General features: G+C 60.5%; 27 protein-coding genes. 12 read left to right on the top strand and 15 right to left on the bottom strand.

What is annotated here, in order from left to right:
- Nucleotides 1-389 precede the first annotated feature (389 nt).
- Genes B7Y64_RS16245 through lptF form a run of 5 tightly spaced genes read right to left on the bottom strand, consistent with a single transcriptional unit; the run spans nt 390 to nt 5,212 of the window.
- Nucleotides 390-1,562, bottom strand: a complete 1,173-nt coding sequence (locus B7Y64_RS16245; RefSeq protein ID WP_291325189.1) for a pyridoxal phosphate-dependent aminotransferase — start codon at nt 1,560-1,562, stop codon at nt 390-392.
- 48 nt (nt 1,563-1,610) lie between these two features.
- Entirely contained in the window at nt 1,611-2,552 is a 942-nt protein-coding gene (locus B7Y64_RS16240; RefSeq protein WP_024815218.1) for a CysB family HTH-type transcriptional regulator, read from the bottom strand.
- A 43-nt stretch (nt 2,553-2,595) separates the two neighbouring features.
- A complete protein-coding gene (locus tag B7Y64_RS16235) occupies nt 2,596-2,988 on the bottom strand; it encodes a CbiX/SirB N-terminal domain-containing protein (RefSeq protein WP_024815217.1) in 393 nt (130 codons plus the stop codon).
- 23 nt (nt 2,989-3,011) lie between these two features.
- The gene (gene lptG, locus B7Y64_RS16230) at nt 3,012-4,118 is read right to left on the bottom strand and encodes an LPS export ABC transporter permease LptG (RefSeq protein WP_024815216.1); all 1,107 of its coding nucleotides are present in this window, start codon (nt 4,116-4,118) and stop codon (nt 3,012-3,014) included.
- A complete protein-coding gene (lptF, locus tag B7Y64_RS16225; RefSeq protein WP_024815215.1) occupies nt 4,115-5,212 on the bottom strand; it encodes an LPS export ABC transporter permease LptF in 1,098 nt (365 codons plus the stop codon). Before lptF ends, lptG begins: the two co-directional genes overlap by 4 nt.
- Before the next feature lie 23 nt (nt 5,213-5,235).
- Between lptF and B7Y64_RS16220 the strand changes: the two genes are divergently transcribed.
- From B7Y64_RS16220 to B7Y64_RS16205, 4 genes are all read left to right on the top strand, one after another.
- Nucleotides 5,236-6,753: a leucyl aminopeptidase gene (locus B7Y64_RS16220; protein ID WP_291325191.1), complete on the top strand. Its 1,518-nt coding sequence runs from the start codon at nt 5,236-5,238 to the stop codon at nt 6,751-6,753.
- Nucleotides 6,754-6,760: 7 nt separating this feature from the next.
- On the top strand, nt 6,761-7,195 hold the full coding sequence (locus B7Y64_RS16215; RefSeq protein ID WP_111867298.1) for a DNA polymerase III subunit chi: 435 nt from the start codon (nt 6,761-6,763) through the stop codon (nt 7,193-7,195).
- Nucleotides 7,195-7,668 carry a hypothetical protein gene (locus B7Y64_RS16210; protein WP_291325193.1) on the top strand — a complete coding sequence of 158 codons (474 nt, stop codon included), beginning with the start codon at nt 7,195-7,197 and terminating at the stop codon, nt 7,666-7,668. The genes B7Y64_RS16215 and B7Y64_RS16210 overlap by 1 nt, the downstream gene beginning before the upstream one ends.
- Before the next feature lie 143 nt (nt 7,669-7,811).
- Nucleotides 7,812-8,942 carry a branched-chain amino acid ABC transporter substrate-binding protein gene (locus B7Y64_RS16205; protein ID WP_114656744.1) on the top strand — a complete coding sequence of 377 codons (1,131 nt, stop codon included), beginning with the start codon at nt 7,812-7,814 and terminating at the stop codon, nt 8,940-8,942.
- Nucleotides 8,943-9,051: 109 nt separating this feature from the next.
- On the opposite strand, the gene B7Y64_RS16200 is transcribed toward B7Y64_RS16205, so the two are convergent.
- Entirely contained in the window at nt 9,052-10,059 is a 1,008-nt protein-coding gene (locus B7Y64_RS16200; RefSeq protein WP_024815211.1) for a D-2-hydroxyacid dehydrogenase family protein, read from the bottom strand.
- On the opposite strand from B7Y64_RS16200, the gene B7Y64_RS16195 reads away from it, so the two are divergent.
- Nucleotides 10,009-10,263, top strand: a complete 255-nt coding sequence (locus B7Y64_RS16195; protein WP_291329404.1) for a hypothetical protein — start codon at nt 10,009-10,011, stop codon at nt 10,261-10,263. The two genes, B7Y64_RS16200 and B7Y64_RS16195, sit on opposite strands and share 51 nt — an antisense overlap.
- Before the next feature lie 466 nt (nt 10,264-10,729).
- On the opposite strand, the gene lexA is transcribed toward B7Y64_RS16195, so the two are convergent.
- Nucleotides 10,730-11,404: a transcriptional repressor LexA gene (gene lexA, locus B7Y64_RS16190; protein WP_111867305.1), complete on the bottom strand. Its 675-nt coding sequence runs from the start codon at nt 11,402-11,404 to the stop codon at nt 10,730-10,732.
- Between the two features lie 82 nt (nt 11,405-11,486).
- On the opposite strand from lexA, the gene B7Y64_RS16185 reads away from it, so the two are divergent.
- A complete protein-coding gene (locus tag B7Y64_RS16185; protein ID WP_291325195.1) occupies nt 11,487-12,440 on the top strand; it encodes an asparaginase in 954 nt (317 codons plus the stop codon).
- A 117-nt stretch (nt 12,441-12,557) separates the two neighbouring features.
- Here the strand turns inward: B7Y64_RS16185 and adk are convergent, their stop codons facing one another.
- The 6 genes from adk to B7Y64_RS16155 form a co-directional block, all read right to left on the bottom strand.
- Complete coding sequence (gene adk / locus B7Y64_RS16180) at nt 12,558-13,214, bottom strand: adenylate kinase (protein WP_024815208.1); 657 nt, start codon at nt 13,212-13,214, stop codon at nt 12,558-12,560.
- A gap of 157 nt (nt 13,215-13,371) precedes the next feature.
- The gene (kdsB, locus tag B7Y64_RS16175; protein ID WP_291325197.1) at nt 13,372-14,178 is read right to left on the bottom strand and encodes a 3-deoxy-manno-octulosonate cytidylyltransferase; all 807 of its coding nucleotides are present in this window, start codon (nt 14,176-14,178) and stop codon (nt 13,372-13,374) included.
- Complete coding sequence (locus tag B7Y64_RS16170; RefSeq protein ID WP_114657029.1) at nt 14,175-14,357, bottom strand: Trm112 family protein; 183 nt, start codon at nt 14,355-14,357, stop codon at nt 14,175-14,177. Before B7Y64_RS16170 ends, kdsB begins: the two co-directional genes overlap by 4 nt.
- Nucleotides 14,358-14,375: 18 nt before the next feature.
- Complete coding sequence (lpxK, locus tag B7Y64_RS16165; RefSeq protein WP_291325199.1) at nt 14,376-15,368, bottom strand: tetraacyldisaccharide 4'-kinase; 993 nt, start codon at nt 15,366-15,368, stop codon at nt 14,376-14,378.
- An 83-nt stretch (nt 15,369-15,451) separates the two neighbouring features.
- Entirely contained in the window at nt 15,452-15,889 is a 438-nt protein-coding gene (locus B7Y64_RS16160) for a biopolymer transporter ExbD (RefSeq protein ID WP_024815204.1), read from the bottom strand.
- Nucleotides 15,890-15,939: 50 nt separating this feature from the next.
- Nucleotides 15,940-16,581 (bottom strand): MotA/TolQ/ExbB proton channel family protein, encoded by a 642-nt coding sequence (locus B7Y64_RS16155; RefSeq protein WP_024815203.1) that lies wholly within the window; start codon nt 16,579-16,581, stop codon nt 15,940-15,942.
- Nucleotides 16,582-16,932: 351 nt separating this feature from the next.
- Here B7Y64_RS16155 and xseA point away from each other — a divergent pair, with 351 nt between their 5' ends.
- Both xseA and B7Y64_RS16145 read left to right on the top strand, forming a co-directional pair.
- Nucleotides 16,933-18,258, top strand: a complete 1,326-nt coding sequence (gene xseA, locus B7Y64_RS16150; RefSeq protein WP_291325201.1) for an exodeoxyribonuclease VII large subunit — start codon at nt 16,933-16,935, stop codon at nt 18,256-18,258.
- Between the two features lie 191 nt (nt 18,259-18,449).
- Nucleotides 18,450-19,031: a Fe-Mn family superoxide dismutase gene (locus B7Y64_RS16145; RefSeq protein ID WP_291329402.1), complete on the top strand. Its 582-nt coding sequence runs from the start codon at nt 18,450-18,452 to the stop codon at nt 19,029-19,031.
- A gap of 128 nt (nt 19,032-19,159) precedes the next feature.
- On the opposite strand, the gene B7Y64_RS16140 is transcribed toward B7Y64_RS16145, so the two are convergent.
- On the bottom strand, nt 19,160-19,603 hold the full coding sequence (locus tag B7Y64_RS16140; protein WP_051463486.1) for a DUF192 domain-containing protein: 444 nt from the start codon (nt 19,601-19,603) through the stop codon (nt 19,160-19,162).
- Nucleotides 19,604-20,070: 467 nt separating this feature from the next.
- Here B7Y64_RS16140 and B7Y64_RS16135 point away from each other — a divergent pair, with 467 nt between their 5' ends.
- From B7Y64_RS16135 to B7Y64_RS16120, 4 genes are all read left to right on the top strand, one after another.
- Nucleotides 20,071-22,302 carry an NADP-dependent isocitrate dehydrogenase gene (locus B7Y64_RS16135; RefSeq protein WP_291329400.1) on the top strand — a complete coding sequence of 744 codons (2,232 nt, stop codon included), beginning with the start codon at nt 20,071-20,073 and terminating at the stop codon, nt 22,300-22,302.
- 241 nt (nt 22,303-22,543) lie between these two features.
- Entirely contained in the window at nt 22,544-23,803 is a 1,260-nt protein-coding gene (gene icd, locus B7Y64_RS16130) for an NADP-dependent isocitrate dehydrogenase (RefSeq protein ID WP_291326611.1), read from the top strand.
- Nucleotides 23,804-23,977: 174 nt separating this feature from the next.
- The gene (locus tag B7Y64_RS16125) at nt 23,978-25,321 is read left to right on the top strand and encodes a HipA domain-containing protein (protein WP_366444462.1); all 1,344 of its coding nucleotides are present in this window, start codon (nt 23,978-23,980) and stop codon (nt 25,319-25,321) included.
- A 13-nt stretch (nt 25,322-25,334) separates the two neighbouring features.
- A complete protein-coding gene (locus B7Y64_RS16120) occupies nt 25,335-25,667 on the top strand; it encodes a transcriptional regulator (protein ID WP_114655025.1) in 333 nt (110 codons plus the stop codon).
- Nucleotides 25,668-25,944: 277 nt separating this feature from the next.
- Here the strand turns inward: B7Y64_RS16120 and B7Y64_RS16115 are convergent, their stop codons facing one another.
- The gene (locus B7Y64_RS16115) at nt 25,945-26,283 is read right to left on the bottom strand and encodes a YggL family protein (protein WP_291326607.1); all 339 of its coding nucleotides are present in this window, start codon (nt 26,281-26,283) and stop codon (nt 25,945-25,947) included.
- Between the last annotated feature and the right edge of the window lie 196 nt (nt 26,284-26,479).

Below are 26,479 nucleotides of genomic sequence, written 5' to 3'. Positions count from 1 at the left end.
ATGATAGTGCGGGTTCCCGTGTGAAAGTAGGTCATCGTCAGGCTCTTACAGCCCAGCAACGCCCCCCTCTGTGATCAGACGGGGGCGTTTCTGCTTTGGAATTGCCAAAACACTGCACACCAAACTCAATGCCTGCCAAGTTACCCGGCAAACGTCGCATCCGGTGAGTCTGCTTTGCACCTTATCAGCCAAGACAGCCCAGAGCTCGACTGCGGGGGCTTCAGACCACCAGGCTGGCCAAGAATTTGTTCACAAGATGAACGTTCGGTTTGCGAAAAAGGGTGGGGCAAAATTCAATAGTGATGGTCAGATATGCGAGAAAAGCAACATCCACCGCTGACTGTTGCATCTTGAGCCGAGCACTTTGGAGTCGAAAGCAATGATTGGCATTAGAGTTTTTTCAATCTTCTAATGGCTTCATGCAAGGTTTCGTCTTTTTTGGCAAAGCAAAAGCGAACGACTCCTTGATTAAAACCATCGCCGTAGAAAGCAGACAAGGGAATGGCGGCAACCCCCACTTCACGCACTAGCCACTGGCAAAAGTCCGACTCATTTAGATCGCTCACGTTTGTCGTGTCTACGCATTGAAAATAGCTGCCTGTATTGGGAAGCAATTTCAAACGCGAGCCTTCCAGGCCTTCGCGGAACAGGTCGCGTTTAGCTTGATAGAAAGCCGGTAGCTGTAGATAAGGCGCAGGTTCTTTCAAATACTCGGCCAGTCCGTACTGCATGGGCGTGTTCACGGTAAACACATTGAACTGGTGTACCTTTCGGAATTCGGCAGTGAGGTATGCAGGTGCGGCCACGGTTCCAACCTTCCACCCCGTAACGTGGAAGGTTTTGCCAAAGCTCGATACAACGAAGGCCCGCGCCGCCAAGCCTGGGAAACGTGCGGTGCTCTGGTGTTCAGCACCATCGAAAACCATGTGTTCGTAAACTTCATCGCTGATCAGCAAGATGTTGGTGGGGGCCAGCAGTTCCTGCAGTGCGAGCATATCTTCAGCGCTCCAGACTGTAGCGCTAGGGTTGTGCGGACTGTTGATGATGAGGGCGCGGGTTCGTGGCGAGATTGCCCCGCCAATCAGAGAAAAGTCGGGGCGAAACGTTCCTGGGGTAAGGGGGACCCGCACAACAATGCCACCTGCCAGTTCGATGTTGGGGGCGTAGCTGTCATAACAAGGGTCGAGCACAATGACTTCGTCGCCCGCGTGCACGATGGCCAGAATGGCCGTGAGGATCGCTTGGGTAGCCCCTGCCGTGATGGTAATTTCGGCGTTGGCGCAATATTTTCGACCATAGGTTGCTTCTATTTTTGAAGCAACAGCCTCGCGCAATGCTGGAATACCGGGCATGGGCGGGTACTGGTTGTGACCGGCCTTCATGGCCTGTGTCACCGCATCGACCAAGGCTGGATCACATTCAAAATCAGGAAATCCTTGGCCCAGATTCACCGCATCATGTTCAGCAGCAAGTGCCGACATAGCTGAAAAAATGGTAGTGCCGACCTGGGGTAGCTTGCTGGGAAATGTCGGTGTGAGTGGACTCGCGGCGGTGGAGGTCATGGGAAAAAGCACAAAAGATGCGGGGGATCGGTCGGTTACGACAGATGCTCAGAGTTCGTAATCATTGACATGCCCTGCCATGGCACGGGCTATGAGTTCGCGGCTCAGGCGGTCGCTCAGCAGTTCGGCGAATTTGTAGACAAAGTTACGCAAGTAGGCTCCGCGCTTGAAGGCCACCCGTGCGACGCTCTGCCCGAAAAGATGCCCCACGGGTCGCACAACCAAGTCACCCAAAGGATCTTCGCGCATAGCCATTTCAGCCACGATGCCGATGCCCAAGCCCAGGCGCACATAAGTCTTGATCACGTCGGAGTCGATGGCTTCGAGTGCAATGCGCGGTTGAAGTCGCCTCGTTGCAAAGGCCTGGTCAATCTTGCCGCGCCCTGTAAAGGTTGGGTGGTAGGTAATGAGAGGTTCGTGGGCGATATCATCCAGTCCAATGCGCTCTTTCTGGGTCAGCGGATGACCCGGAGGCAGCACCAACACATGTTCCCATTCATAGCAGGGCAGGGTCACCAGCTCGGGGTAGTCGGCCAGCGACTCGGTAGCCATGCCAATTTCCGCCACTTCATCAATCACCATGCGTGCGACCTGATCGGGCGTGGTCTGGTGCAGGCTGATGTTGACTTTCGGGTATGCCTCGCGGAGTCGCGCCACGGGGACCGGCAATACATAGCGCGCCTGAGTATGGGTGGTGGCGATCGACAGGGTTCCACTGTCCTGCGCACTGAACTGTTCTCCAATGCGCTTGAGATTGCCAACCTCGCGCATGATGACCTCAATGCTCTTGAGTACGTGCTGGCCGGGTTCTGTGATGCGTTTGAGTCGCTTTCCGTGGCGCGCGAAAATGTCAATTCCGAGTTCTTCTTCCAGCTCGATGATTGCCTTGGATACGCCGGGCTGCGAGGTGTGCAGGGCTTTGGCCGCCTCGGTCAGATTAAGGTTGCGGCGGGCTGCCTCTTGAACAAATCGGAATTGGTGCAAATTCATATCTAATGACGCCTAAAAATTCGCATCATTATGTTTTATTTGTCTAAGAGTTGAAGTCGGTCGTGGAGAAGTCACAGGCTATTTCGGCCATCAGTGTCGTCATGCGGTTGTCCTCTCCAATGGCCGCCTGCACGCTGAATTTCACCGATGGGTGAAGTGAGCGGAGTTGCTCCACCAACAAGGGCAGGTCTTCACGCGCATGTTTTCCGGTACCAAGAAACATTGGCACGACCACCATGTGGGTTGCGCCCCGTTGAGCGAGAGCCTCTGCTGCCTGGGCCAATGTCGGTTCGCACAGCTCAAGATAGGCACATTGCACCAACCTATCTGGATGGTGCAAGGCAATGCGTGAGGCAACTGCTTCTATGGGCGCGCGCCAAAGAGGGTCGCGTGAGCCATGGGAAAAGAGCACGATGGCAGGAAGTGTGTGGGGCATACGCAAAAGGGGTAGTAGTGGGCTTAGCGTCGCAAGACCAGCCAACCAAAGGCTGCGAGCGACAAGAGGGAGTAAATCAATCCAGGAGCCGCAGCAGTGAGCCAGGGTGACCAATTCTGCAAATTACCGGCGTAGCCGAACACATTGTTCAGTAAAAAGAAGCTGATGCCTGCCATCACGCCGCCAAATACATAACCTGCAATTCCGCCTGCACGAAAGTGCAAGTATGCAAACGGCAATGCCAAAACCACCATTACCAAGCAACTCAGGGGGTAAAAAACCTTGCGCCAAAACTCAATTTCATACCGTTGGGCGGACTGGCCGTTGGCATCAAGATGGCGGATGTACTGGAAGAGGTCGACCGTTGCCATACGGTCAGGCTTGAGCAGTGAGGCCGCCACCATGTCGGCACTGATGCGGGTCGGCCATTGCAGTGCGGGAGTTTGCAGCTGTTCGACCCGGACTTCCTCGCTGTCTAGTTGAAGAAAGCTGCTGCGCCTTACTTGGAGTAGCTCCCACATCCCAGGGGAAGCGAATCGCCCCGACACCGCATGGGTCTGTGAGGTCAGTTGCCCTTTTTCATCAAATTCGAAAATGCGCACGCCCAACATGCCGCCTTCGGGGGTTAATGCGCGCACGTTCACTGCAAAGGAATGGTCTTGCTGGCGCTCTTTGAGCCAAGCGCCGGTGGCACCAGAGGTCAACCGTCCCAGGTGGCGCACCTTGATGAGCTGCGCCGCTCGTTCCGACAGTGGGGTAATGTAGTCGCCCACGGCAAAGGTCAGTAGTACAAAGAACCCACCAAGAGTCAGCAAGGTGCGCAATGCCTGCCAAGGGCCCAGGCCGCTGGTACGCATGATGGTGAATTCGGAGCTTTGGGCCAGCCGCGCCATGACGAAAATGGTGCCGATGAGCACTGTGATCGGGAGCAATTCGTAAAGATGATTGGGAATGCTCAGCGACACAAAAAGTAACGCGTGGGAGAGTTGGTAGCCGTCAGATCCCGTCCGTCCAACCCAACGCAACTCGTCGATCAGATCGAAGAAAAAAAACAGCGCAAGGAACCCCAGCGTCACAAATCCCACAGCAAGGAGTGCTTCTCGGTGAATGAAGCGGCGAAGTACTCTCATGCGGGACTCCGGGTTTTGCGCAGACGCCGGAGCGTCCAGTGATTGTGTCGCGCAGCCAGGATGGCCAGCGCGAGTACTGCCGTGCCACCATGAAGGAGAATCATGAAGGTTGGCAATCCCAGCTTTCCTGCTCCAACCCAGCTCTGCCCAAGCGTCATGAGGTTGTAGTACACAACGAAAGATAACAGTGCAAACATCATGCCGCCGCTGCGACCGGCGCGTGGGTTCACGCTGGCCAGAGCCAAGCCCAGAATGACAAAGTTGACGGCCGCCACTGCCAGTCCAAGTCTCCAGCCCAGTTCTGCCTGGTATGCGGGTATGGTCGATTGCAAGAACAGCTCATGGGTAGCGCGGGTCTTGACAGCCAGTTGATCTGTACCTGTGCCGGATGCCGAACCGATGCGAGTGCCGTATTCCGAAAATTCACTCAGTTTCAGGCCTGGCTGGTCGGTAGTGGACTCCAGTCGCTGCCCCTGACTAAGCAATGCGAAGCGTTCGCCTGCACGTATTTCCAGGCGAGCACTGCGAGCTGACGTTACCGATTCTTTGGCGCCGCTGCTGGCCGCAATGAAAATGTTGTTTCCCGCCTGGGTGTCCGGGCTGTCCTTGTCGATAAAAAACACCCGGCTACCGTTGGCTGACTCCTGAAATTCGCCAGGCGCAATGCGGTCGATGTCGCTGCGTTGTTCATAGCGCGTCTTGAGCTCCTGAATCTGGGCATTAGCCCACGGCCATACCCCAAGGGACAGGATGGCAATGACTGCCATCACGGGCCATGCAAAGCGCAGCAATGGGCGCAGCAGGCTCATGAGTCCCTGGCCACTTGAGAACCAGATCACCATTTCGCTGTCCCTGTACATGCGTGACAGGACTCCCACCACCGCGACAAAAAGACTCAGGCTGAGGATGATTGGGAGTTGTCCCAGCACCGTGAAGCCCATGACCAACATGACGTCAGAAGGGTTGACACTGCCGCGCGACGCCTGACCGAGGGTTCGGATCAGCATCATGGTCATGACTACCGTGACGAGCACCACGAGCGTGGCGCCAAAGCTCCGCGCCAGCTCTCTGCGAATGGATGAATCGAATAACATTGGCTCGAAGGAAAACACCGATTATGAACTTTGATCTGAAGACGCTGGAGTTGACGGCTGCTGCTACCGAAAAATGCGATCTACTTGTCGTGTTGGTACCCGAGGGCTTCAGGCCGGGGCAGGACGCCTTGTCGGTGCTTGCTGCCCATGCACTCAAATGTGGCGATCTGAAGGCCAAGGTCGGCACACACCTCCAACTCTATCTGGCACCCGCTGTCAGCGCACGTCGCGTTGTGCTGTTGGGCGCAGGCAACGGCTCGGCCCGCGCCATTCGCCAGGCCTTGCAAGCCATTGCGACAACTTTCAAGCTGCCTCAGGTCAAGCGAGCGGTAGTGTGTTTTGCTGGCGAAGCCCAGCCAGATGGCGTAAGTGCTGCAGTGCAGGCAGTTGCGGATGCCAGTTATGTTTATGCCACCACCAAGCCCAAGGCCGAAGCGCGCACCCTGAATCGGGTGGTGATCGGCGTCGTTCATGCAGAACCGGTTCGCGAGGCATTTGCGCACGGGGTGGGTCTTGTGGCGGGGGTGGAGTTTGCCCGCGAATGGGGAAACCGTCCGGCAAATCACGCAACGCCGAGTCTTTTGGCAGATGCCGCCAAGTCCCTTGGCAGCCAGCCCCGCATCCAGTGCAAGGTGCACGGCCCTGCCGAAGTTGCCCGACTTGGCATGGGGGCATTCATGGCCGTTGCGCGAGGCTCCGAGGAGCCGTTGCGGCTGATCGAACTTCGTTATAGCGGTGCGAGCAAGTCCGATGCCCCGGTGGTGCTTGTGGGCAAAGGCATCACTTTTGACACCGGCGGCATCTCCATCAAGCCTGCCGCCGAGATGGACGAAATGAAATTCGACATGTGTGGCGCGGCGAGTGTGTTGGGTGTATTTCGCGCTCTTGGAGAATTGCAGCCCGCAATCAATGTGGTGGGCCTCATTCCTGCGTGCGAGAACATGCCGGACGGTCGGGCGGTGAAGCCCGGTGATGTGGTTTCCAGCATGAGCGGTCAGACGATCGAGGTATTGAACACAGACGCGGAAGGTCGGTTGGTACTTTGTGACGTGTTGACTTATGCCGCGCGCTTCAAGCCGGCAGCGGTGGTGGACATCGCCACCTTGACCGGTGCCTGTGTAATTGCTTTGGGGTCTGTGCGTAGCGGACTCTTTGCAAACAACGATGTCCTGGCTGCTGCCTTGTCTGCGGCTGGGGATGAGGCGCAAGATCTTTGCTGGCGCATGCCGTTGGACGAAGACTACGCGGAGGGGTTGAAGAGCAATTTTGCCGACATGGGCAATGTGGCGGGACGAGCAGGCGGTTCCATCACGGCGGCCAAGTTTTTGCAGCGATTCGTGGGCGAGTTTCCATGGGCGCACTTGGATATTGCCGGCACTGCGTGGAAAAGTGGTGCCGGCAAGGGGTCCACCGGCCGACCTGTTGGCTTGCTGGTGCATTACCTGCTGGGCCATGCGCAGCAGCGCTCCGCAACGGGCACGGTCAAGGCTGTTAAGCCCGCTCTACCTTCCCGGCGCAAGTTTCAATCGAAGCCTGCTTGAGAGCGTCATGACGGAAATCGCTTTCCACTTCAATGCGCCAGACAAAATGGCCTACGCCTGCCGGTTTGCCCGCAAGGCACTGCGCAGTGGCGTACAGCTCATGATCACAGGTTCCGCACAAACGCTGGCTGAACTCGACGACATGCTCTGGAACATGACGCCCCAGGATTACGTGGCCCATTGCCGCAGCGACGCAGGGGAAGAGCTTTTGCGGTTCTCCCCTGTGGTGCTTGCCGTGGATGTGCAGCAGGGACCACATCACGAGATGTTGCTGAATCTGGGGGGCGCCGTGCCGCCGGGGTTTGGTAGTTTCGAGCGTCTGGTAGAGGTGGTCAGTGCCACCGATGAGGTGGACCGCGGTGAAGCGCGTGCGCGTTGGCGCCACTATGCGTCACAGGGCTATGCAATCACACGCCATGACCTCGTGTTGAAGGTCGACTGATGCCTCACCCTCCCAAGCCACTTCCTCGTTTTGTACCGACTCTCACCGAAGTGGTGCAGGGGCCAGATGTACTCCCCGTTTCAGTGCCAGTGGCGCAAGCTGCCACATCGACCAAGGTGCTTACCCCTGCCATTTCACCGTCCGCGCCATCAATCCAGGCAAGGATTGGAGTTCCCGTCGTGCCGGTGCGATCTCCGACCAACGAGCTGGCGGACGTCGCCAGCGCTCAGCACGTCCCGGCGCCCGCCGCGCGCCGCCCCTTGCCGCCGGGCATGGAGGAGTACATGGTGCACCGGGTGATGCAGCGTGTGGATGTGGTGCTCGACCAAAGGTTGCGCGAGGCGATTGCACTGGTAGTGCAGGAGCAGACCCGGTCCGTACTGCCCCGTTTGCGGGAAGAAATCGAATCGGTGGTGCGGCATGCGGTTTATGAGGCGGTGGCTGACGAGCTGGCTAGCGGCAATCCGTCGTAGTCCATTGGATGACAGGGTATATCCCTGTGGTTTCACTCGCATTTAGGCGTGTTCCCTAATGATCTGGCCCGTAAATTGCGATATGTTCGCCTGCGTTGAGACACAAGAACAATTCTCAGCGTTTATCTTTACTGGAGATTGATATGCAATTGAAGTTGAAACTGACCGTGGTTGCTGCTATCGCAGCTGTTGCTGGTATGGCCTCTGCACAAGAGCAAGTGGTCAAAATCGGCCACGTGGCTCCGGTATCCGGCGCCCAAGCCCACTACGGCAAGGACAACGAAAATGGCGCGCGCATGGCCATTGAAGAGTTGAACGCTCAGGGCGTCACCATCGGTGGCAAGAAGATCAAGTTCGAGTTGCAGGCGGAAGACGATGCAGCAGATCCCAAGCAGGGCACGGCTGCTGCACAAAAACTGTGCGATGCCAAAGTGGCTGGCGTCGTGGGTCACCTGAACTCCGGTACGACCATTCCTGCGTCCAAGGTCTATAACGACTGCGGTATTCCTCACGTTACGGGTGCGGCTACCAACCCCAACCTGACGAAGCCTGGATACAAGACCACATTCCGCATCATTGCCAACGACAACGCCTTGGGCGCTGGCTTGGCTTTCTATGCTGCTGACACCCTGAAGCTCAAGACGGTCGCTATCGTTGATGACCGCACGGCCTATGGCCAGGGGGTGGCCAACGTGTTCAAGAAGGTTGCCGCCGAAAAGGGCATGAAGGTTGTGGATGAGCAGTTCACTACCGACAAGGCCACCGACTTCATGGCCATCCTGACGGCTATCAAGTCCAAGAACCCTGATGCCATCTTCTTCGGTGGCATGGATCCCCAAGGCGGTCCGATGCTGCGCCAGATGGAACAGCTGGGCATGGGCAACGTGAAGTATTTTGGTGGTGACGGCATCTGCACCGCCGAAATTGCCAAGCTGGCTGCCGGCGCCAAGACCCTGTCCAACGTGGTGTGTGCTGAAGGTGGTGCGTCGCTCGACAAGATGCCCGGCGGCAAGGCGTGGAAAGCCAAGTACGACGCCAAGTACCCCGGTCAGTTCCAAGTCTACAGCCCCTACACCTACGACGCTACTCACCTGATTGTCGACGCCATGAAACGCGCCAATTCCGTTGACCCAAAGGTATATACCCCCGAATTGCTGAAATCGCAGTTCAAGGGCGTGACCTCGACGATCTCCTTTGAGCCTAACGGAGAAATGAAGAACCCAGCCATCACCTTGTATGTCTACAAGGATGGCAAAAAGACCCCTCTGAACTAAATCGAGAGAGTCGGCGGGCAGCAGCTCTGGATGCTGCCCAACAAAAAGGCTTCCCTCGGGAAGCCTTTTTGTTTGGGCGCTTTAGCAACGCAGGGGGAACGACCAAGCCTCAACGTCGCACTTGCAGTGCACCGGGATTGGCGATATTGGTGGGCGTCCCCTTGATGAAGTTCACCACGTTATCAAAGGCAGCACCGAAATACAGTTCGTAGCTGTCCTGCTCGACATACCCGATGTGGGGCGTGCAGATGCAGTTCTCCAGGCGCAGCAGGGCATGGCCTTGCAGGATGGGTTCACTTTCAAAAACATCCACGGCAGCCAGGCCCGGCCGTCCGCGGTTCAGGGCTGCAATCAGTGCATCGGGCTCAATCAGTTCAGCCCGCGAGGTGTTGACCAGCAGCGCGGTGGGCTTCATGCACGAAAGGTCTTCCAGTGAAATGATGCCGCGGGTCTCGTCATTGAGCCGCAGGTGCAGGGACAGCACATCGCATTGCGAGAAAAACTCTTCCCGATTGGTGGCCGCCTGGTAACCATCGGTCAGGGCTTGGGCGCGGGACGCTTCGCGACCCCAAACGCGCACGTTCATGCCAAACGCGCGGCCATAACCAGCCACCAGTTGACCAATACGGCCATAACCCCAGATTCCCAGCGTTTTTCCGCGCAACACGCTGCCGATGCAGAAGTTGGGAGGCATGGAGGCCGCCTTGAGCCCGGACTGCTGCCACGCGCCGTGTTTGAGGTTGGCAATGTACTGAGGTAACCGTCGCGTGGCCGCCATCACGAGCGCCCAGGTGAGTTCCGCCGGCGCCACAGGCGATCCAACCCCCTCTGCTACCGCAATGCCGCGTTCGGTGCAGGCTGCCACATCGATATGGCTACCTATCTTGCCGGTTTGGGCAATCAGCTTCAGTCGGGGTAGTTTCTCGACCAGCTGGCGCGTGATCTGGGTGCGTTCACGCACAAGCACGATGATGTCGGCATCCTTCAGGCGCACGGCCAACTGTCCTTGACCTTTCACCGTGTTGGTGTAAACCTTCGCAGAATAGGGATCAAGCCGACTTGCGCAGTGGAGTTTGCGCACCGCATCCTGATAGTCATCCAATATCACAATATTCATCCCGACATTGTGCCTTGGCGTGGACTGGTCGAAGCCTGCTCGGGCCAGAAGGCTGCTATCAGAATGCAACGTTTTGTGGCGCTCGCAGTTTTGGATATTGGGACACCGGTATCAGTGATGCCATGTATCGCACGCCGCCATGCGCTCCAGCTCGGCGCAGACGTCGGCCATGCGGCCCGCGATGATCATGCGCCCGACCTCTGAGCGGGCTGCTGGGTGCAGCACGCGTACCGGGCGTCGGGCGTTTCGGTGACTGGATGCACCAGGCGCGAAAGTGCCCGACGTCGCACTGTGTACGCGATGTGTGATGTGGCTGCGCGGTACAGACATGCCGACGCTTGCCAGCTGGCGCAACGGAGGTTTCGACCGCCCGGCAATACCGGAGACCGCGCCCGGTAAGGGGCCTTGGCTGCAGACGCTGGCAGTGCTCGCTGTAGGTGCCGCAGCACTGCTCGAAAGCTCGCCACGGCTCGGGTGAAGCCAGTGTGCAAGTGCAGAAAACGATTGAGAAAGCGCAGAGAAAGTGGAGAAGGCAAGACGCATGTGAAAACTCCGTCAATCAGAGGTTGAGCACAGGCAGGATTGCAAAATGGTGCGCGCTCTCAGGGCTGGAAAACCATAAGGTTTTTCCAAACGCCCACCACCTGAGGCACGCAGCAGGTGGAGAAAATTACATGAGCATGGTGTTGCGGATCAGACCCACAGCCAGGCCTTCAATCTCGAAAACCTCTCCGGGTTGGACAACTATGACCGGGTAGTCGGGATTTTCGGGAAGCAACTCAATGGTGCTGGCCGTGCGGCGCAGGCGTTTGACGGTGACATCATCGCCCAGCCTTGCCACCACAATCTGGCCGTTGCGGGCCTCCCGAGTGGACTGAACGGCAAGCAGGTCGCCATCGATGATGCCGGCGTCGCGCATGGACATGCCGCGCACCTTGAGAAGGTAGTCGGGCTTGTGCTGGAACAGGCTGTTTTCCACGCTGTAGGTCTGGTCCACATGTTCCTGCGCGAGAATGGGCGAGCCAGCGGCCACGCGACCAATGAGGGGTAGAACCAGCTGCGACAACCCTGGCATGGGCAGACTGAACTGGGTGCCGCGTGCCGCATTGATGGAGCGCACCGTTTCGTTGCGCAAGCGGATACCGCGGGAGGTGCCGCTGACCAACTCGATGACGCCCTTGCGCGCAAGGGCCTGCAAGTGCTCTTCTGCGGCGTTGGCCGACTTGAAGCCCAGCTCGGTGGCGATTTCGGCCCGTGTAGGCGGCGCGCCGGTGCGGGAAATAGCCACCTGGATCAGGTCCAGGATTTGTTGCTGGCGGGCGGTGAGCTTGGGATGGTCGAGCATGGCGTTTCCGGTGCGTGCCACAGTGGTGGCGGATAACTGTTTTTTAATCCAGTAACTGTATTTTTCACCAGTTTTTCAAAGGATGCAAGTGCGCGGACAAAAAATTGTGGTGCTGGGGACGGGGGGGACCATCGCCGGCACGGCGGCTGCCGCAGACGACAACATCGGCTACACCGCTGCACAGGTGGGGGTCGAGCAGTTGTTGCATGCCGTACCCGGCCTGCAAGCGGCGTCAGGTGGCAGTCTGGTCGCCGAGCAGATTGCGCAGCTGGACAGCAAGGACATGGAGTTCAGTGTGTGGGGCGCGCTTGCACAGCGTTGTGCCAGCACTCTCGCCGACCCCGACGTGCGCGGCGTTGTTATCACCCACGGCACCGACACGCTGGAAGAGACCGCGTGGTTCTTGCAGTCGGTGCTGGATGCCCATAAGCCGGTGGTACTGACCTGCGCGATGCGACCCGCAACGGCATTGGTGCCCGATGGCCCGCAGAACCTGCTGGATGCCGTTGCCGTGGCAACGACTCCAGGCGCCCGGGGCGTTGTGGTGGTGGCAGCCGGCGCGGTGCACTGCGCTCAGCGTGTCCAGAAAGTGCACCCCTACCGCGTGGATGCGTTCAGTTCAGGCGATGCCGGGCCGTTGGGCTGGGTGGAGGAGGGTGCTGTACGTTTAGTGAAAAATTGGCCTTCAGGCCAATCAAAACAAGCGCTCTTAGCTATGAAAAACATAGCATCTTGTGTGCAATGGCCCCGGGTCGAGGTGGTTCTAAGTTATGCCGGTGCCACCGGTGCTCTGGTGGATTCACTGGTGCGCGATGGTGTGCAGGGCATCGTGGTGGCCGCCACGGGGAACGGAACGATCCACCGTGCACTGGAAGGCGCACTGCTGCGCGCCCAGGCTGCCGGAGTGCGTGTGGTGCGTTCCACGCGCTGCCCGGAGGGCCAGATTTTGCCCAAGCCCGGCGATACGTTTGCGGATTCCCGGGGCTTGTCTGCGGTGAAGGCGCGCATCTCGCTGATGCTGGAACTACTGGCGTAACGGCTTTATGGTTGTGCCGCGGTGGCCGCCAACGCCGCGGTGCATGCAAGGTGCAACACTGGCCGCGCGCTTGCCGCACCGGACAAAGGCCGGTGCGTTACCCCAACGTGGAGCGCTTTAGCTGGACAGTGCCTGCAGGGCGCGTGCCGTGATCTCTTCAACGCTGCCCGTGCCGCTGATGGCGCGGTATTTGGGGGCTGCGCCCGGCTGGGCCTTGGCCCAGTTGCTGTAGTAGTCCACCAGGGGGCGGGTCTGGTCGCTGTACACCTGCAGCCGCTTCTTGACAGTTTCTTCCTTGTCGTCTTCGCGCTGGATCAGTTCCTCTCCTGTCACGTCGTCCTTGCCTGCCACCTTGGGCGGATTGAACTTGACGTGGTAGGTGCGGCCGCTGGCAGGGTGCGAGCGGCGGCCGCTCATGCGCTCAATGATGGCGTCAAACGGCACATCGATCTCCAGCACGTAGTCCAGCTTGACGCCGGCTTCCTTCATGGCGTCGGCTTGCGGAATGGTGCGGGGGAAGCCGTCAAACAGGAAGCCGTTGGCGCAATCTGGTTGCGTGATGCGTTCCTTGACGAGCCCAATGATGATGTCATCGCTGACCAGGGCCCCCGAATCCATCACGGCCTTGGCCTGCAGGCCCAGCGGCGTGCCGGCCTTGACCGCCGCGCGCAACATGTCGCCCGTCGAGATTTGCGGGATGCCGTATTTCTGGCAGATGAACGTGGCTTGCGTGCCCTTTCCGGCGCCTGGGGCGCCCAGCAGAATCAGTCTCATGGAAATCCTCGAAGGTTAGAAATCGGCTGGCACTGCTGGCAGAAGGCGCAGGCGCACGCCCAAGACGCAGTACTCTCTTTGCGTTCAAGGATAGCATGTGAGTGCCTTGCCCTGGCTTACGGCAGCGCACCCCTATCAGGTGGCGGTGTGCGTGGTTTCAGGCCAGCAGTGCCCGCACCCGGTTCAGATCGGCGGGGGTGTCCACGCCGGGGCCGGGCGCCTCTGCGGTGATGTGCACGGCGATGCGGTGCCCGTGCCAAAGTGCCCGCAACTGCTCCAGAGCCTCCACCGTCTCGGTGGGTGCCTGGGACAGGCCGGGAAACTGCCGCAGAAAACCCGCGCGATAGCTGTAAATGCCGATATGGCGCAGCGGCGCAAATCCGGTCAGGGCAGCAATGCCGGGCGCAGCCTGTGCCGCTGCCCCTTTCCACCAGGCCTTGCCTGCATGGTCGCGGGCGTGTGGAATCGGCGCACGGCTGAAGTAATGGGCCAGGCCCCGGGCGTCCAGCACCACCTTGACGACGTTGGGGTTCTTATAATCGGCCAGGGTGTCGATGGCATGGGCTGCGGTACCCATGCTCGCCTCGGGCCGCGCGGGCAGCAGGGCCGCCACGGCGTCGATGAGCGCCGGGTCCATCAAGGGTTCGTCGCCCTGCACGTTGACCACCACCGCATCACCGTCCAGCCCAAGCTGCGTGCAGGCTTCTGCCAGCCGGTCGCTGCCGCTGGCGTGGTCGGTGCGCGTGAGCAAGGCCTGCACGCCGTGGGCCTGGCAGGCTTGCAGAATGCGCGGGTCGTCGGCGGCCACCACCACGCGTGTCGCAGCGCTTTGGGCGGCGCGGCGGGCCACATGCACCACCATGGGCAGGCCGGCGATGTCGGCCAGGGGCTTGTCGGGCAGGCGGCTCGATGCCATGCGTGCCGGGATCAGCACCGTAAAGCCCGTTGCCGTGGCTGGGCTCACGCCTGCAGCTCCTCGTCCGTCAGGGTGCGCGCCTCGTTTTCCAGCAGCACGGGAATTCCGTCGCGTACGGGATAGGCCAGTCGCGCGCTGCGCGACACCAGTTCCTGGCGCTCGCGGTCGTAGGTCAACGGACCTTTGGTGACAGGGCAGACCAGCAGTTCAAGCAGTTTGGAATCCATGACGGCATTTTCCGGAAATCAGGCAGAGGGGGATGATAGCGGCGTGGCCCGCCACGGCGCGAGCCGGCGATCCAGCGCTTTCATGAAGGCGGGATCGATATCCAGCTCCAGTGGCACCGCCAGCGCATCGGGGTGCAGTAACCAGAGCTTCACGGCATCCTTTTCCGTGCAAATAAGGACTATTTCCTTATCTGAAGGGCGCTCCCAGCTATTGAAATCATAGTGATCAGGCAGTGCCTCGGAACCCGCCAGTTGCAGCCCTTGCGCCCGCAGCATGGCAAAAAATTCCTCGGGCCGGGCGACGGCGGCGATGGCGTGCACAGGCTGGTGTTGCAGGGATGCCAAAGCAATCTTCTGGCCGTCTGCGCGCAGGGCATGGGGCGCCAGCTTGCGCTGCATCGCAAAACCGGGAGCACGCCCGGCGGGGGGCTTGCCAGCATGCAACACCCAGTCCACGGGGCGGGGCCAGGGCTCGCGCAGGGGGCCGGCGGGCAGCAAAAAGCCATTGCCCACGCCGTCACTGTTGAAAACGCAGATCTCCAGGTCGCGCGCCAGGGCCAGGTGCTGCAGGCCATCGTCACACACCAGCACATCGGTGCCGGGGTGTGCGGCCCGCAGGGCGCGCGCCGCCGCAATGCGCCGGGGCGCCACAAAAACGGGTGCGTGGGTGGCCCGGGCGATCAGCGTAGGTTCGTCTCCCACCTCTGGCGCCGGGCTGTCGGGCAGCACCGCGCGGCAGTCGTGGGTGCTGCGGCCATAGCCGCGCGAAATCACGCCAGGTTGCCAACCCTGCGCTTGCAAATGCCGCACCAGTGCAATCACTACGGGGGTTTTGCCTGCGCCGCCGGCAATCACGTTGCCCACCACGATGACGGGAACGCCTGCATGTTCGCTGCGCAACCAGCGCAGCCGGTACAACTCGCGCCGCAGTGCCACCAGCGCGCCATAAATCAGAGAAATTGGCCACAAGGCCCAGGCCACAGGCCCGCGTGTACGCCAGATACGCGCCATTCCCGTGGGTGGCGGGCTACCGGTAACCGGGGTGACTGTGGTGGGCGGGGAGGGCGGCTGCGGCCCGGCGGCAGCCATGGTGCTTAGCGGCCGTTGCCCGAACGGGCCGATGCCGAGGACTGCGTTGCAAAGGTGATCTGGCTGAGGCCCACGCGCCGCGCGGCCTCCATCACGGTAACGACCGACTGGTGCGGCGCAGTGGCATCTGCACTGATGATGACCACGCTGTCGCGGCCTGCGCCGGCGGCCTGGCCCAGTGCACGGGCCACAGCGTCCACGCCCTTGCCATCCACTGCAGCCTTGTTGACGGCATAGCGTCCGTCGGCCGCCACGGCCACGATCACCTCCTTGGGATGGTCGCGCTGCTGCTCTGCGTCGGCCACGGGCAGCGTCAGTTGCAGTTCGGTGAACTTGCTGTAGGTGGTGGTCAGCATCATGAAGATGAGGATCACCAGCAGCACGTCGATGAACGGGATCAGGTTGATCTCCGGCTCGTCCTTCTGGCGGGGGCGGAAATTCATCGGCAGGGTCTTTCAGGCGAAGGGCTGGGCGGCACCGTTGTGCTGTGGGCTTACTTGCGCAGCCGCAGGATGTGGCGCACGAACTGCTCGGAAGCCAGCTCCAGCGTAAGCAGATAGGCATCGACGCGGCTGCGGAAATAGCGCCAGAAAATCAGCGCCGGAATCGCCACGATCAGGCCGAATGCCGTGTTGTACAGCGCCACCGAAATGCCGTGCGCCAACTGCGCCGGATTGCCGCCACCCATGGCCTGGCTGGCACCGCCAGTGCCCACTTGCGAGCCGAAGATCTCGATCATGCCGATGACGGTGCCTAGCAGTCCCAGCAGCGGGGCCGCCGAGGCGATGGTTGCCAGGGCATTGAGGTATTTTTCGAGCCGGTGTGCCACGGCGCGGCCTGTGCCTTCCATGGTGGCGCGCAGGTCCGCCTCGGTGCACTGGGGGTTGTTGTTGAAGGCGCGCAACCCGCTGGCCAGCACCTCACCCAGCGCGGAGTTTTGCGCCAGCTGGTTCACCACGTCGGGCGTGGGAACAGCCTTGGCCGAGACGGTAATGGCTTCGTCCAGCAGTTTGGGGGGGGCGACGCGGGCTGTTTTCAGGGCCACAAAACGCTCGAAAATCAGCGCCAGAGCCAGGACGGAGCAGGCGATCAGCGGCCAGATGGGCCAGCCTGCGGCTTGTATGATGGACAGCAATTCTCTCTCCGCTCGGGTGAAGGCAAGCGCTGATTATGACCCAGCTTGTAGGGTCGACCTGGACACAAAAGGTTACGAGAAGGTACACGCCGAAAGCCTTTTTTTCACCCACAAAATCTGTGGATAACTTTGTGGGCAACTGGGCTTCATGGCCTCGCAAAGTGGCGCCACACCGTGGCTTCAACAGATTGATGAAAAATTGATCAGTGAAAAATCTTTATAAATCAACAGGTTGCACCAATGTCCGTGGTTTCTGGCGGGTTCTGACGTCAAGCGCCAAAGCGGCTGTCTCTCGCTCCGCGCTGTGGAATAGTCACACTGTGCATCGCCTGCAAACGCTGGCTCTGCCGCATGTCTGAGCCCTCCAACCCAGTGGCCACGCCACGTATCTGGGAAGTTGGCGCCCTGTGCCGCGCCATTGCTGATGCGCTGGAGTCGCGCTTCAATCCTGTGGCCGTGCGCGGCGAGATCACGGGCTTTTCGCGCGCGTCCAGCGGGCATTGCTACTTTTCAGTCAAAGACGCGAACGGCCAGTTGCGCTGCGCGATGTTCCGCCGCTCTGCCAGCCTGCTTGACTTTTCGCCGCGCGATGGCGAATTGGTGGAGTTGCGCGGGCGCATCGGTGTGTACGAGGCCCGGGGGGACTTGCAATTCATCGTCGAGAGCATGCAGCGCGCGGGGCAGGGTGCCCTGTTCGAGCAGTTTCTGCGTCTGAAGGCGCAACTGGAGCGCGAAGGCCTCTTTGATGCAACACGTAAACGCCCCCTGCCGTTGCAGCCACGCGGCATTGGCCTGGTCACATCGCCGGGCGCAGCGGCGCTGCACGATGTGGTGACGGCCTTGCGCCGCAGGGTGCCGCATATTCCGGTGGTGCTGGTGCCGGCGCTGGTGCAAGGGGCGGCGGCGCCGCAATCGCTGATTGCGGCGCTATCGAAACTGTATCTGCTAGCGCAGGCAGGAAAAGGGCCAGGTGCCGATTTGGCTCAATATCCTGCGATTGACGTGATTTTGCTGGTGCGCGGCGGCGGATCGATGGAAGACCTGTGGGCCTTCAATGACGAGCAGCTGGCGCGCACCATCGTGCAAAGCCCGGTGCCGTTGATTTGCGGCGTGGGGCACGAAACCGATTTCACCATTGCCGACTTTTGCGCCGACCTGCGCGCGCCCACGCCCACAGCGGCGGCCGAGCTGGTGGCTCAGCCGCGCGAGGTGTGGCTGGGGGCGCTGGGCCTGCTCGCCGGGCGGCTGGCCGACGGCGTGCAGCGCCAGATCGACGCGCGCCACCAGCGGCTGGACCAGGCTGCGGCCCGCCTGGGCCGCCCCTCGGGCCTGGTGGCCCGCCAGCAGATGCAGCTGGCGCGTATGGCCCAGCGCATGCGCCACGGGTTGCTATTAAAAATGCAGCAGCTTGCGCAATCCCAGCAAGCGCTAGAGGCCGATTTGCCTGCAAAACTTCACCGTCGGCTCGCGCTGCACGCCGAGCGACTGGACCGCGCCGCCCTGCGGCTGCAACTGCTCGACCCGCGCCTGGTGCTGCAGCGTGGCTATGCGCTGCTGACCGACACCCAGGGCCACGCGGTGACCAGCGTGCGCCAGGCGCAGCCGGGTGATGCCCTGCGCGCCACGCTGGCCGACGGCGCGGTGGATGTCACCGTGGTACAGCCGCGCCTGTTGTAGCGGGTGGGCAGTGCCGCCGCCGTGCGCTCCCGCTGTAGGACAAATGCGCCTTTGCGGGGCTGCAGTGGGTGTTCGCAGGCCCCGGGCAGCACAGGTCTATTGATCTTCCTACAATGCCGGTTCACCTGTGCCCGATCGCCTTGCAGCCGGGTATCGGGGCATCCCAGAATTTCAAACCACGAGGAAACACCATGGAACACACCCTTCCCCCGCTGCCCTACGCCATCGACGCCCTGGCCCCGCATTACAGCCAGGAAACGCTCGAATACCACCACGGCAAGCACCACAACGCCTATGTGGTGAACCTCAACAACCTGCAAAAGGGCACCGAGTTTGAAGCCATGACGCTCGAAGAGATCGTCAAGAAGTCGTCCGGCGGCATCTACAACAACGCTGCCCAGATCTGGAACCACACCTTCTTCTGGAGCTGCATGGCACCCCAGGGCGGCGGCGAGCCCACGGGCGCGCTGGCTGCGGCCATCAACGCCAAGTTTGGCTCTTATGCCGCCTTCAAGGAAGCCTTCGTCAAGTCGGCCGTGGGCAACTTTGGCTCGGGCTGGACGTGGCTGGTGAAGAAGCCCGATGGCAGCGTGGACATCGTTAACACCGGCGCCGCCGGCACGCCGCTGACCTCCGCCGACAAGGCGCTGCTCACGGTGGACGTGTGGGAACACGCCTATTACATCGACTACCGCAACCAGCGCCCCAAGTTTGTCGAAACCTTCCTGGGCAACCTGGTGAACTGGAAGTTCGCCGAAGCCAACTTCGCCTGAAGCAGTTAGCGCAGGCGAAAGCCTCGTCACCAAAAAAACGGCCCTCGGGCCGTTTTGTGCTTTTTGGGGCTGCAGCGCTTTTCTGGAAAGCGCTTGTAGCTACATAAATAATAGCGAACAGTGACGCATCAACGCTTCGAAAACGGGGCTCCGCCGAGCTTGAAGCCAGCCTTGATGCCCTTCTTGCCAAACCACCCCTGGTTCATCTCCAGCACGTAGCGCACGGGTTTGGTCGAGCAATGCGAGTCGGTGGTTTGTGGCTTCATGTCGGCCAGATTCACGATGGTGCCGTCGTCTGCCACAAACGCAGCGGTCAGTGGCAGCAAGGTGTTTTTCATCCAGAAGCACTGCACGCCGGGCTGGTCAAAAATGAACAGCATGCCTTCTTGCGTCGGCATCTCCTGGCGATGCATCAGGCCGATCTGGCGCTCCTGCGGGGTCTGCGCCACCTGGGCGTCGATGCGGTGCATGCCGGCAGTCAGCTCAACGCGCTGCAGGGCCAGCTGGGGTGCGTTCTGGGCGGGGGTGGCGGTGGTCCACAAGGCCAGCAAAGCGGCGGCCAAGCGGGCCATTGCAGGGCTGACGGCGCGGCGAGCGCGGCGTTGATCAGGGGCGTAGGAAACGTGGGAAGCGCGGGTCATCGTTGTCATGGGCAGTCTTTCAGCAATAGCAAACGATAGCAGGGGGCGCACAGGTGGGGGCCGCCACCAAAACAAAGCCATCCGAACCGCGCAGATTGTTTCACAGGGGCCATTCGGGACGGTTGCATACCGAATGGCTGGAAGAGCGGTTTTGCCCACCGCCACCAGGTTCGCCTGCGGTGTGATCTCCATCCGATGTGCGTGGGCCGGGCAGCTGCCATGGGGTTGTTGGATCAAAAAATTGGTCAATTTAACCCCTTGATTCCGCATCGTGAGATTACATTGCAAAATAACCAGTCGGTGCGCAGAACAAGTAAGCACAATGGCGCTGTTCGATCAGCGCTACCGGCCGGTGCCCCAGCTGGTGGTTTTTTCAGCCATTTCTTGAGACATAAGCGATGAGTACCCAGCAACCCACCATCATCTACACCCTGACCGACGAGGCACCTCGCCTGGCCACTGCTTCTTTCCTGCCGATCGTGCGCACTTTTGCGGCGCCAGCGGGCATCAATGTGACCGAAAGCGACATCTCGGTGGCGGCCCGCGTGCTGGGTGAGTTTCCCGAGTGCCTGAGCGACGACCAGAAGGTGCCGAATGCGCTGGCTGCGCTGGGCAAGAAGACCCTGGAGCCCGACGCCAACATCATCAAGTTGCCCAACATCAGTGCCTCGGTGGGCCAGCTGATCGCGTGCATCAAGGAACTGCAGGGCAAGGGCTACGCAATTCCAGACTACCCTGAAGACCCCAAGACCGACGAAGAAAAGTCGATCCGCGCGCGTTATGCCCGCTGCATTGGCAGTGCCGTGAACCCCGTGCTGCGTGAAGGCAACTCCGACCGCCGCGCACCCAAGGCCGTGAAGGAATACGCGCGCAAAAACCCCCACAGCATGGCCGAGTGGAGCCAGGCCTCGCGCTCGCACGTTTCTCACATGCACGCGGGCGACTTCTACCACGGCGAAAAATCGCTCACGCTGGACAAGGCCCGCGATGTGAAGATGGAGCTGCTCACTAAGAGCGGCAAGACCATCGTCTTGAAGCCCAAGGTGTCGCTGCTCGACCGCGAAATCATCGACAGCATGTTCATGAGCAAGAAGGCGCTCGTCGAGTTCTATGAAAAAGAAATCGAAGACGCCCGCAAGACCGGCGTGATGTTCTCGCTGCACGTCAAGGCCACGATGATGAAGGTGTCGCACCCCATCGTGTTCGGCCACTGCGTGAAGATTTTCTACAAGGATGCGTTTGCCAAGCACGGCAAGCTGTTCGACGAGCTGGGCGTGAACGTGAACAACGGCATGGCCAACCTGTATGAAAAAGTGGCCACACTGCCCACCGCCCAACGCGAAGAAGTCCTGAAAGACCTGCACGCCTGCCACGAAGGCCGCCCCGAGCTGGCCATGGTCGATTCGGCCAAGGGCATCACCAATTTCCACTCGCCCAACGACATCATCGTGGACGCCTCCATGCCCGCGATGATCCGTAACGGCGGCAAGATGTGGGACGCCAACGGCCGCCTCAAAGACGTGAAGGCCGTGATGCCCGAATCGACCTTTGCCCGCATCTACCAGGAGATCATCAACTTCTGCAAATGGCACGGCGCCTTTGATCCCAAGACCATGGGCACGGTGCCCAACGTCGGCCTGATGGCCCAGCAGGCCGAGGAATACGGCTCGCACGACAAGACGTTTGAAATCACCGAAGACGGCGTGGCCAACATCACCGACCTGGCCACCGGCGAAGTGCTGCTTTCGCAAAACGTCGAAGCCGGCGACATCTGGCGCATGTGCCAGGTCAAGGACGCCGCCATTCGTGACTGGGTGAAGCTGGCCGTCAATCGCGCCCGCAACTCCGGCATGCCGGTGGTGTTCTGGCTCGACGCCTACCGCCCGCATGAGGCGCAGCTGATCACCAAGGTCAAGATGTACCTGCACGAGCACGACATTGCGGGCCTCGATATCCAGATCATGAGCCAGGTGCGCGCGATGCGTTACACGCTGGAACGCGTGGTCCGCGGCCTGGACACCATCAGTGCCACCGGCAACATCCTGCGCGACTACCTCACCGACCTGTTCCCCATCATGGAACTGGGCACCAGCGCCAAGATGCTGTCCATCGTTCCCCTGATGGCGGGTGGCGGCATGTATGAAACCGGTGCGGGCGGCTCGGCGCCCAAGCATGTGCAGCAGCTGGTGGAAGAAAACCATCTGCGTTGGGACTCGCTGGGTGAGTTCCTGGCGCTGGCCGTATCGCTGGAAGACCTGGGCCTGAAAACCGGCAACGCCAAGGCCAAGGTGCTGTCCAAGACGCTGGACGCCGCTACCGGCAAGCTTCTAGACAACAACAAGAACCCTTCGCCCAAGACCGGCCAGCTCGACAACCGTGGCAGCCAGTTCTACCTGGCCCTGTACTGGGCGCAAGAGTTGGCCGCGCAGACCGACGATGCCGACCTGGCAAAGCGGTTTGCCCCGCTGGCCCAGCAACTGGCCGCCAACGAGCAAACGATCGTCGACGAGCTCAATGCCGTGCAGGGCAAGCCCGCCGACATCGGCGGCTACTACCTGCCCGATGTCTCCAAGCTCGATGCCGTGATGCGGCCCAGCCCCACCCTGAACGCGGTGCTTGCCGCCGTTTGACGCCGCAACGTGGCTGCCCGTGATGCACGGCAGCCACCCCAGGCCAAACTGATCTGCCGTGCTGCGGGCCAACGCCCGCCGTGCGGCATTTTTCATGGGGCGGAGCCACCCAACGGGCAGAAGGCGTTAGCCCGCACGCCCGGTGGCCTCTTGCACAGCAGAGCCGCTAAAATTCAGGCGTTTTACGGATTTTTCCAAACCCGCTGCAGTTCATTCCAACATCCCACCGGAGACTCCCGCCATGACCAGCTATCAGCACATCAAAGTGCCTGCCGAAGGCCAGAAAATCACCGTCAATGCCGACATGTCCCTCAATGTGCCGGACCAGCCGATCATTCCCTTCATCGAAGGCGATGGCACGGGCGCCGACATCACGCCCGTGATGCTCAAGGTGGTGGACGCTGCCGTGGCCAAGGCCTACGGCGGCAAGAAGAAGATCCACTGGATGGAAGTGTTTGCGGGTGAAAAATCCACCAAGGTGTATGGCCCCGATGTGTGGCTGCCCGAAGAAACGCTGCACGCCGTCAAGGACTATGTGGTTTCCATCAAGGGGCCGCTGACCACGCCCGTGGGCGGTGGCATCCGCTCGCTGAACGTGGCGCTGCGCCAGGAGCTTGACCTGTACGTCTGCCTGCGCCCCATCCAGTACTTTGACGGCGTGCCCTCGCCCGTGAAAGAGCCGCACAAGACCAACATGGTCATCTTCCGCGAGAACTCGGAAGACATCTACGCGGGCATCGAGTTTGAAGCCGAGAGTGAAAAGGCCAAGAAGCTCATCAAGATCCTGCAGGAAGAGTTTGGCGTCAAGAAGATCCGCTTTCCCAACACGTCGGGCATCGGCATCAAGCCCGTGTCGCGTGAAGGCACCGAGCGGCTGGTGCGCAAGGCCATCCAGTACGCCATCGACAATGACAAGCCCAGCGTGACCATCGTGCACAAGGGCAACATCATGAAGTTCACCGAAGGCGGCTTCCGTGACTGGGCTTACGGCCTGGCAGCCAAGGAGTTTGGCGCCGAGTTGATCGACGGCGGCCCCTGGATGAAGTTCAAGAACCCCAAGACGGGCAAAGAAATCACCATCAAGGACAGCATTGCCGACGCCTTCCTGCAGCAAATTTTGCTGCGCCCGGCCGAATACTCGGTGATCGCCACGCTCAACCTGAACGGCGACTATGTGTCTGACGCGCTGGCAGCCCAGGTGGGCGGCATCGGCATTGCGCCCGGCGCCAACCTGAGCGACACCATCGCCATGTTTGAAGCCACGCACGGCACGGCCCCCAAATACGCGGGCAAGGACTACGTGAACCCCGGTTCCGAAATCCTCTCGGCCGAAATGATGCTGCGCCATATGGGCTGGACCGAAGCCGCCGACCTCATCATCAGCTCCATGAAGAAGTCGATTGCCAGCAAGAAGGTCACCTACGACTTCGCCCGCCTGATGGACGGCGCCACGCAGGTGAGCTGCTCGGGCTTCGGGCAGGTCATGATCGACCACATGTGAGCTGGCCAGCGGTCGCTGGCATCAAAAAAGCCCCCGTGCTTTTAAGGCCAAGGCGTTGGCCAAAAGTGTGGATGAAGTAGGTTGTAAGCCACAGCAGGCCTCCGGATTACTTGCACAGTTATCTATCACATATATAAAGCATTCCAGCTTCAATAGTGATAAAATTCTGTGCAAATGAATACGAGCTGCACCCTCCAACTGTTTGCCAACGGCGCTTGGTGTGACGTGGGAAGCGTAAGTCTGATGGGCCCTGAAGCACAAGGCTGGCGCAGCAAGACGTATACCGGCTACTCGGTGGAGTGGGCCATCGAGCACGGCGGAGCGCGAGACGCTCATGCCTTTGCCTGTCGCTTCCCGGTGGGTCTCCAAGCGTTCGAGCATCCGCACTGGCCCGTTTTCCTTATCGATATGTTGCCGCAGGGCTTTGGGCGAGAAGAGCTTCTCCGCAGACTGGGGCTATCTGTAACGGCAGGGGAAAGCGTGGACTGGCGGCTGCTGCTCGCGGGTGCGGGCAACTCGGTAGGAAACCTGCGCGTGAAGGAGGCCGCGAGCTGGCTAGCCGCGAACGCTGGTCCGCGACGGGGCTTTACGGACGATGAGGTGGCCGAACGGGGAGACGACTTCGCTGAGTACCTGGCCTCGCACGGCCTGTTCGTGGCCGGCTCATCTGGGGTGCAGGGCGAGTGGCCCAAGATTTTGCTCACGAGAGCAGAGGATGGCCTGCTGTACCTGGACCACACGCTTCCTGATGCGCGGGCGCGGGAGCACTACATCGTCAAGTTCGGACGGGGTAGCAACGAGGCGCTTGCGTCCATTCTGCGGCATGAAGCCACTTATATGGCGCTGGCACGAATGCTGGGGCTTCGCGTGCATGCGGACCTCGTAATGCTCAAGCGAGCGCTTTTCATACCGCGGTTCGACCGCCAAGTGACGGGCGGGGGTGTTCTCCGCCTGGGGCAAGAGAGTATCGCGACGTTGACGGGCAACCCTGGCTTCGATGCGGTGCCCAGCCACGACGAAGTGTGCCGGCAGCTGCTGCGGCAATGCACCCACCCCCTTACGGAAGTGCTTGAGTACATCAAGCGGGATGTGGCCAACCTGGCTCTAGGGAACAAAGACAACCACGCACGAAATACCGCAGTCCAGCGCGACTTCAGTGGCGGTATCCGCCTGACACCCCTCTACGACTTCGCGCCGATGTACCTCCACCCTGACGGAATCGCCCGTCGCATCCGATGGGAGGGCAATGACAGCAGCGCTCCAGACTGGAACAGGGTCATCGACAAGGTGTGTGAGATTGCGCAGACCCTGAGGGAGGAAAAGCGGTTGCCGTCTGCGCAGAAAAAAGCGTTGCGCGAGGTGTGCCGACCGGCATTGGTTGAAGGCTTGCGCCCGATGGCTGAGCCTCTGAAAAAGATTGCAGCCCACGGTACTGACTTCGGCTTGGAACCGTCGGTGCACGCTCACCTCAAGCTCGGAATCGAGGCGCAAGCCCAGCGATTGACCGCGCTGACCTGAACTGGACACCGACATGGACAAGCGATACGAAACCTTGACCCTGCCTCAGCAGCTGGAACTGCGTAAGAAGGCTATCAACGACGTGCTGGCAAATCCGCAATGGAGTCTGGCGCAGGCCGTGCGCCATCTGAAGAAGACGATGCATCTCACCACTGCAGAACTGGCCAAGTTGGCGGGAATATCGTTTCGCACGCTGCAAGACATTGAGCGCGAGAAAAGCGAGGGAACGGTCCAGACAATGAACCGGGTCTTCGGCGTGCTCGGACTCAAGCTCGGGGTAGTCCGCGTGTCGCACGACGACGAGTTTCGTGCCGCGTCGGCCCCCGAGTCCGCGCAGGAAGCCTGAGGTCGGGGCGTAGGCAGTCGAACCGCCAAGCGTTTCAGGTATTGGAGAAATTTCCGGCATGAAAAAGCCCTCTGAACCGGAAAGGCTCAGAGGGCGAAGGAGGTGCCGAGTTGGCTGACGTCAACACTTTAAGGCAACGCCTAGCTTTTAAGGCACCGGGGGCTTTTTCATGTGGGCTCGGCCGGGAGTGCGGCGTTAGTTTGCTTTCAAAACTATAGCGTTCAGCGCTTATTGAACGGGGTTTAGGGGCCTAAAAGGCACTCCATCGCCCCGGCGGTCAGTGTTCCACGTACCACGCATCCTTCAGGGCGCTCACCGTGGCCTCGGCCACTTCTGGCTGTGCGGCAAGCCAGGCTTTGGTGGCTTGGCGGTCGTCCTCGGTGGCAGAGCCGCGCAGGTATGCCATCACGAAACCCTCGCTCACCCAGCCAGATGCTGCCAGGTTGCGGGGCAGGATCAACTCGTTCAGAAGGCGGTCCATCAGCGCTTCTTCCTGTTCGGGCGTCAGGGGCTGCTTCAACTTCAGCTCGTACTCGAACCCGAGTTCCTGAAATTCGCCCACGCGCATCTTCTTGCGAAGGCGGCGGCTGCGTTGCTTGTTGGATGGCAGTGACATGGTGATTGCTCGTAAAAGGTGAATGAGGGGGCGTGCCTGCGATTGTCGCCCGGAAGGTGGTGCGGGCCCGGATGCGCTCGGGGTTTGTGCCGCTGGGGCGTTAAGGCAATGCTGATCAAGGTCCACCGTTGTCGCTTCTCAAACGTTATCCGCAGATGAAGCAGCAGACCCTGGCAATGGCCGCAGATCAAGACAA

This window comes from Acidovorax sp. 35-64-16 (assembly GCF_002281195.1).
In the GTDB taxonomy this organism is placed as follows: domain Bacteria; phylum Pseudomonadota; class Gammaproteobacteria; order Burkholderiales; family Burkholderiaceae_C; genus Acidovorax; species Acidovorax defluvii.
Note: the sequence above shows the minus strand (reverse complement) of the source record. Positions and strands in the feature narration are given on the sequence as shown.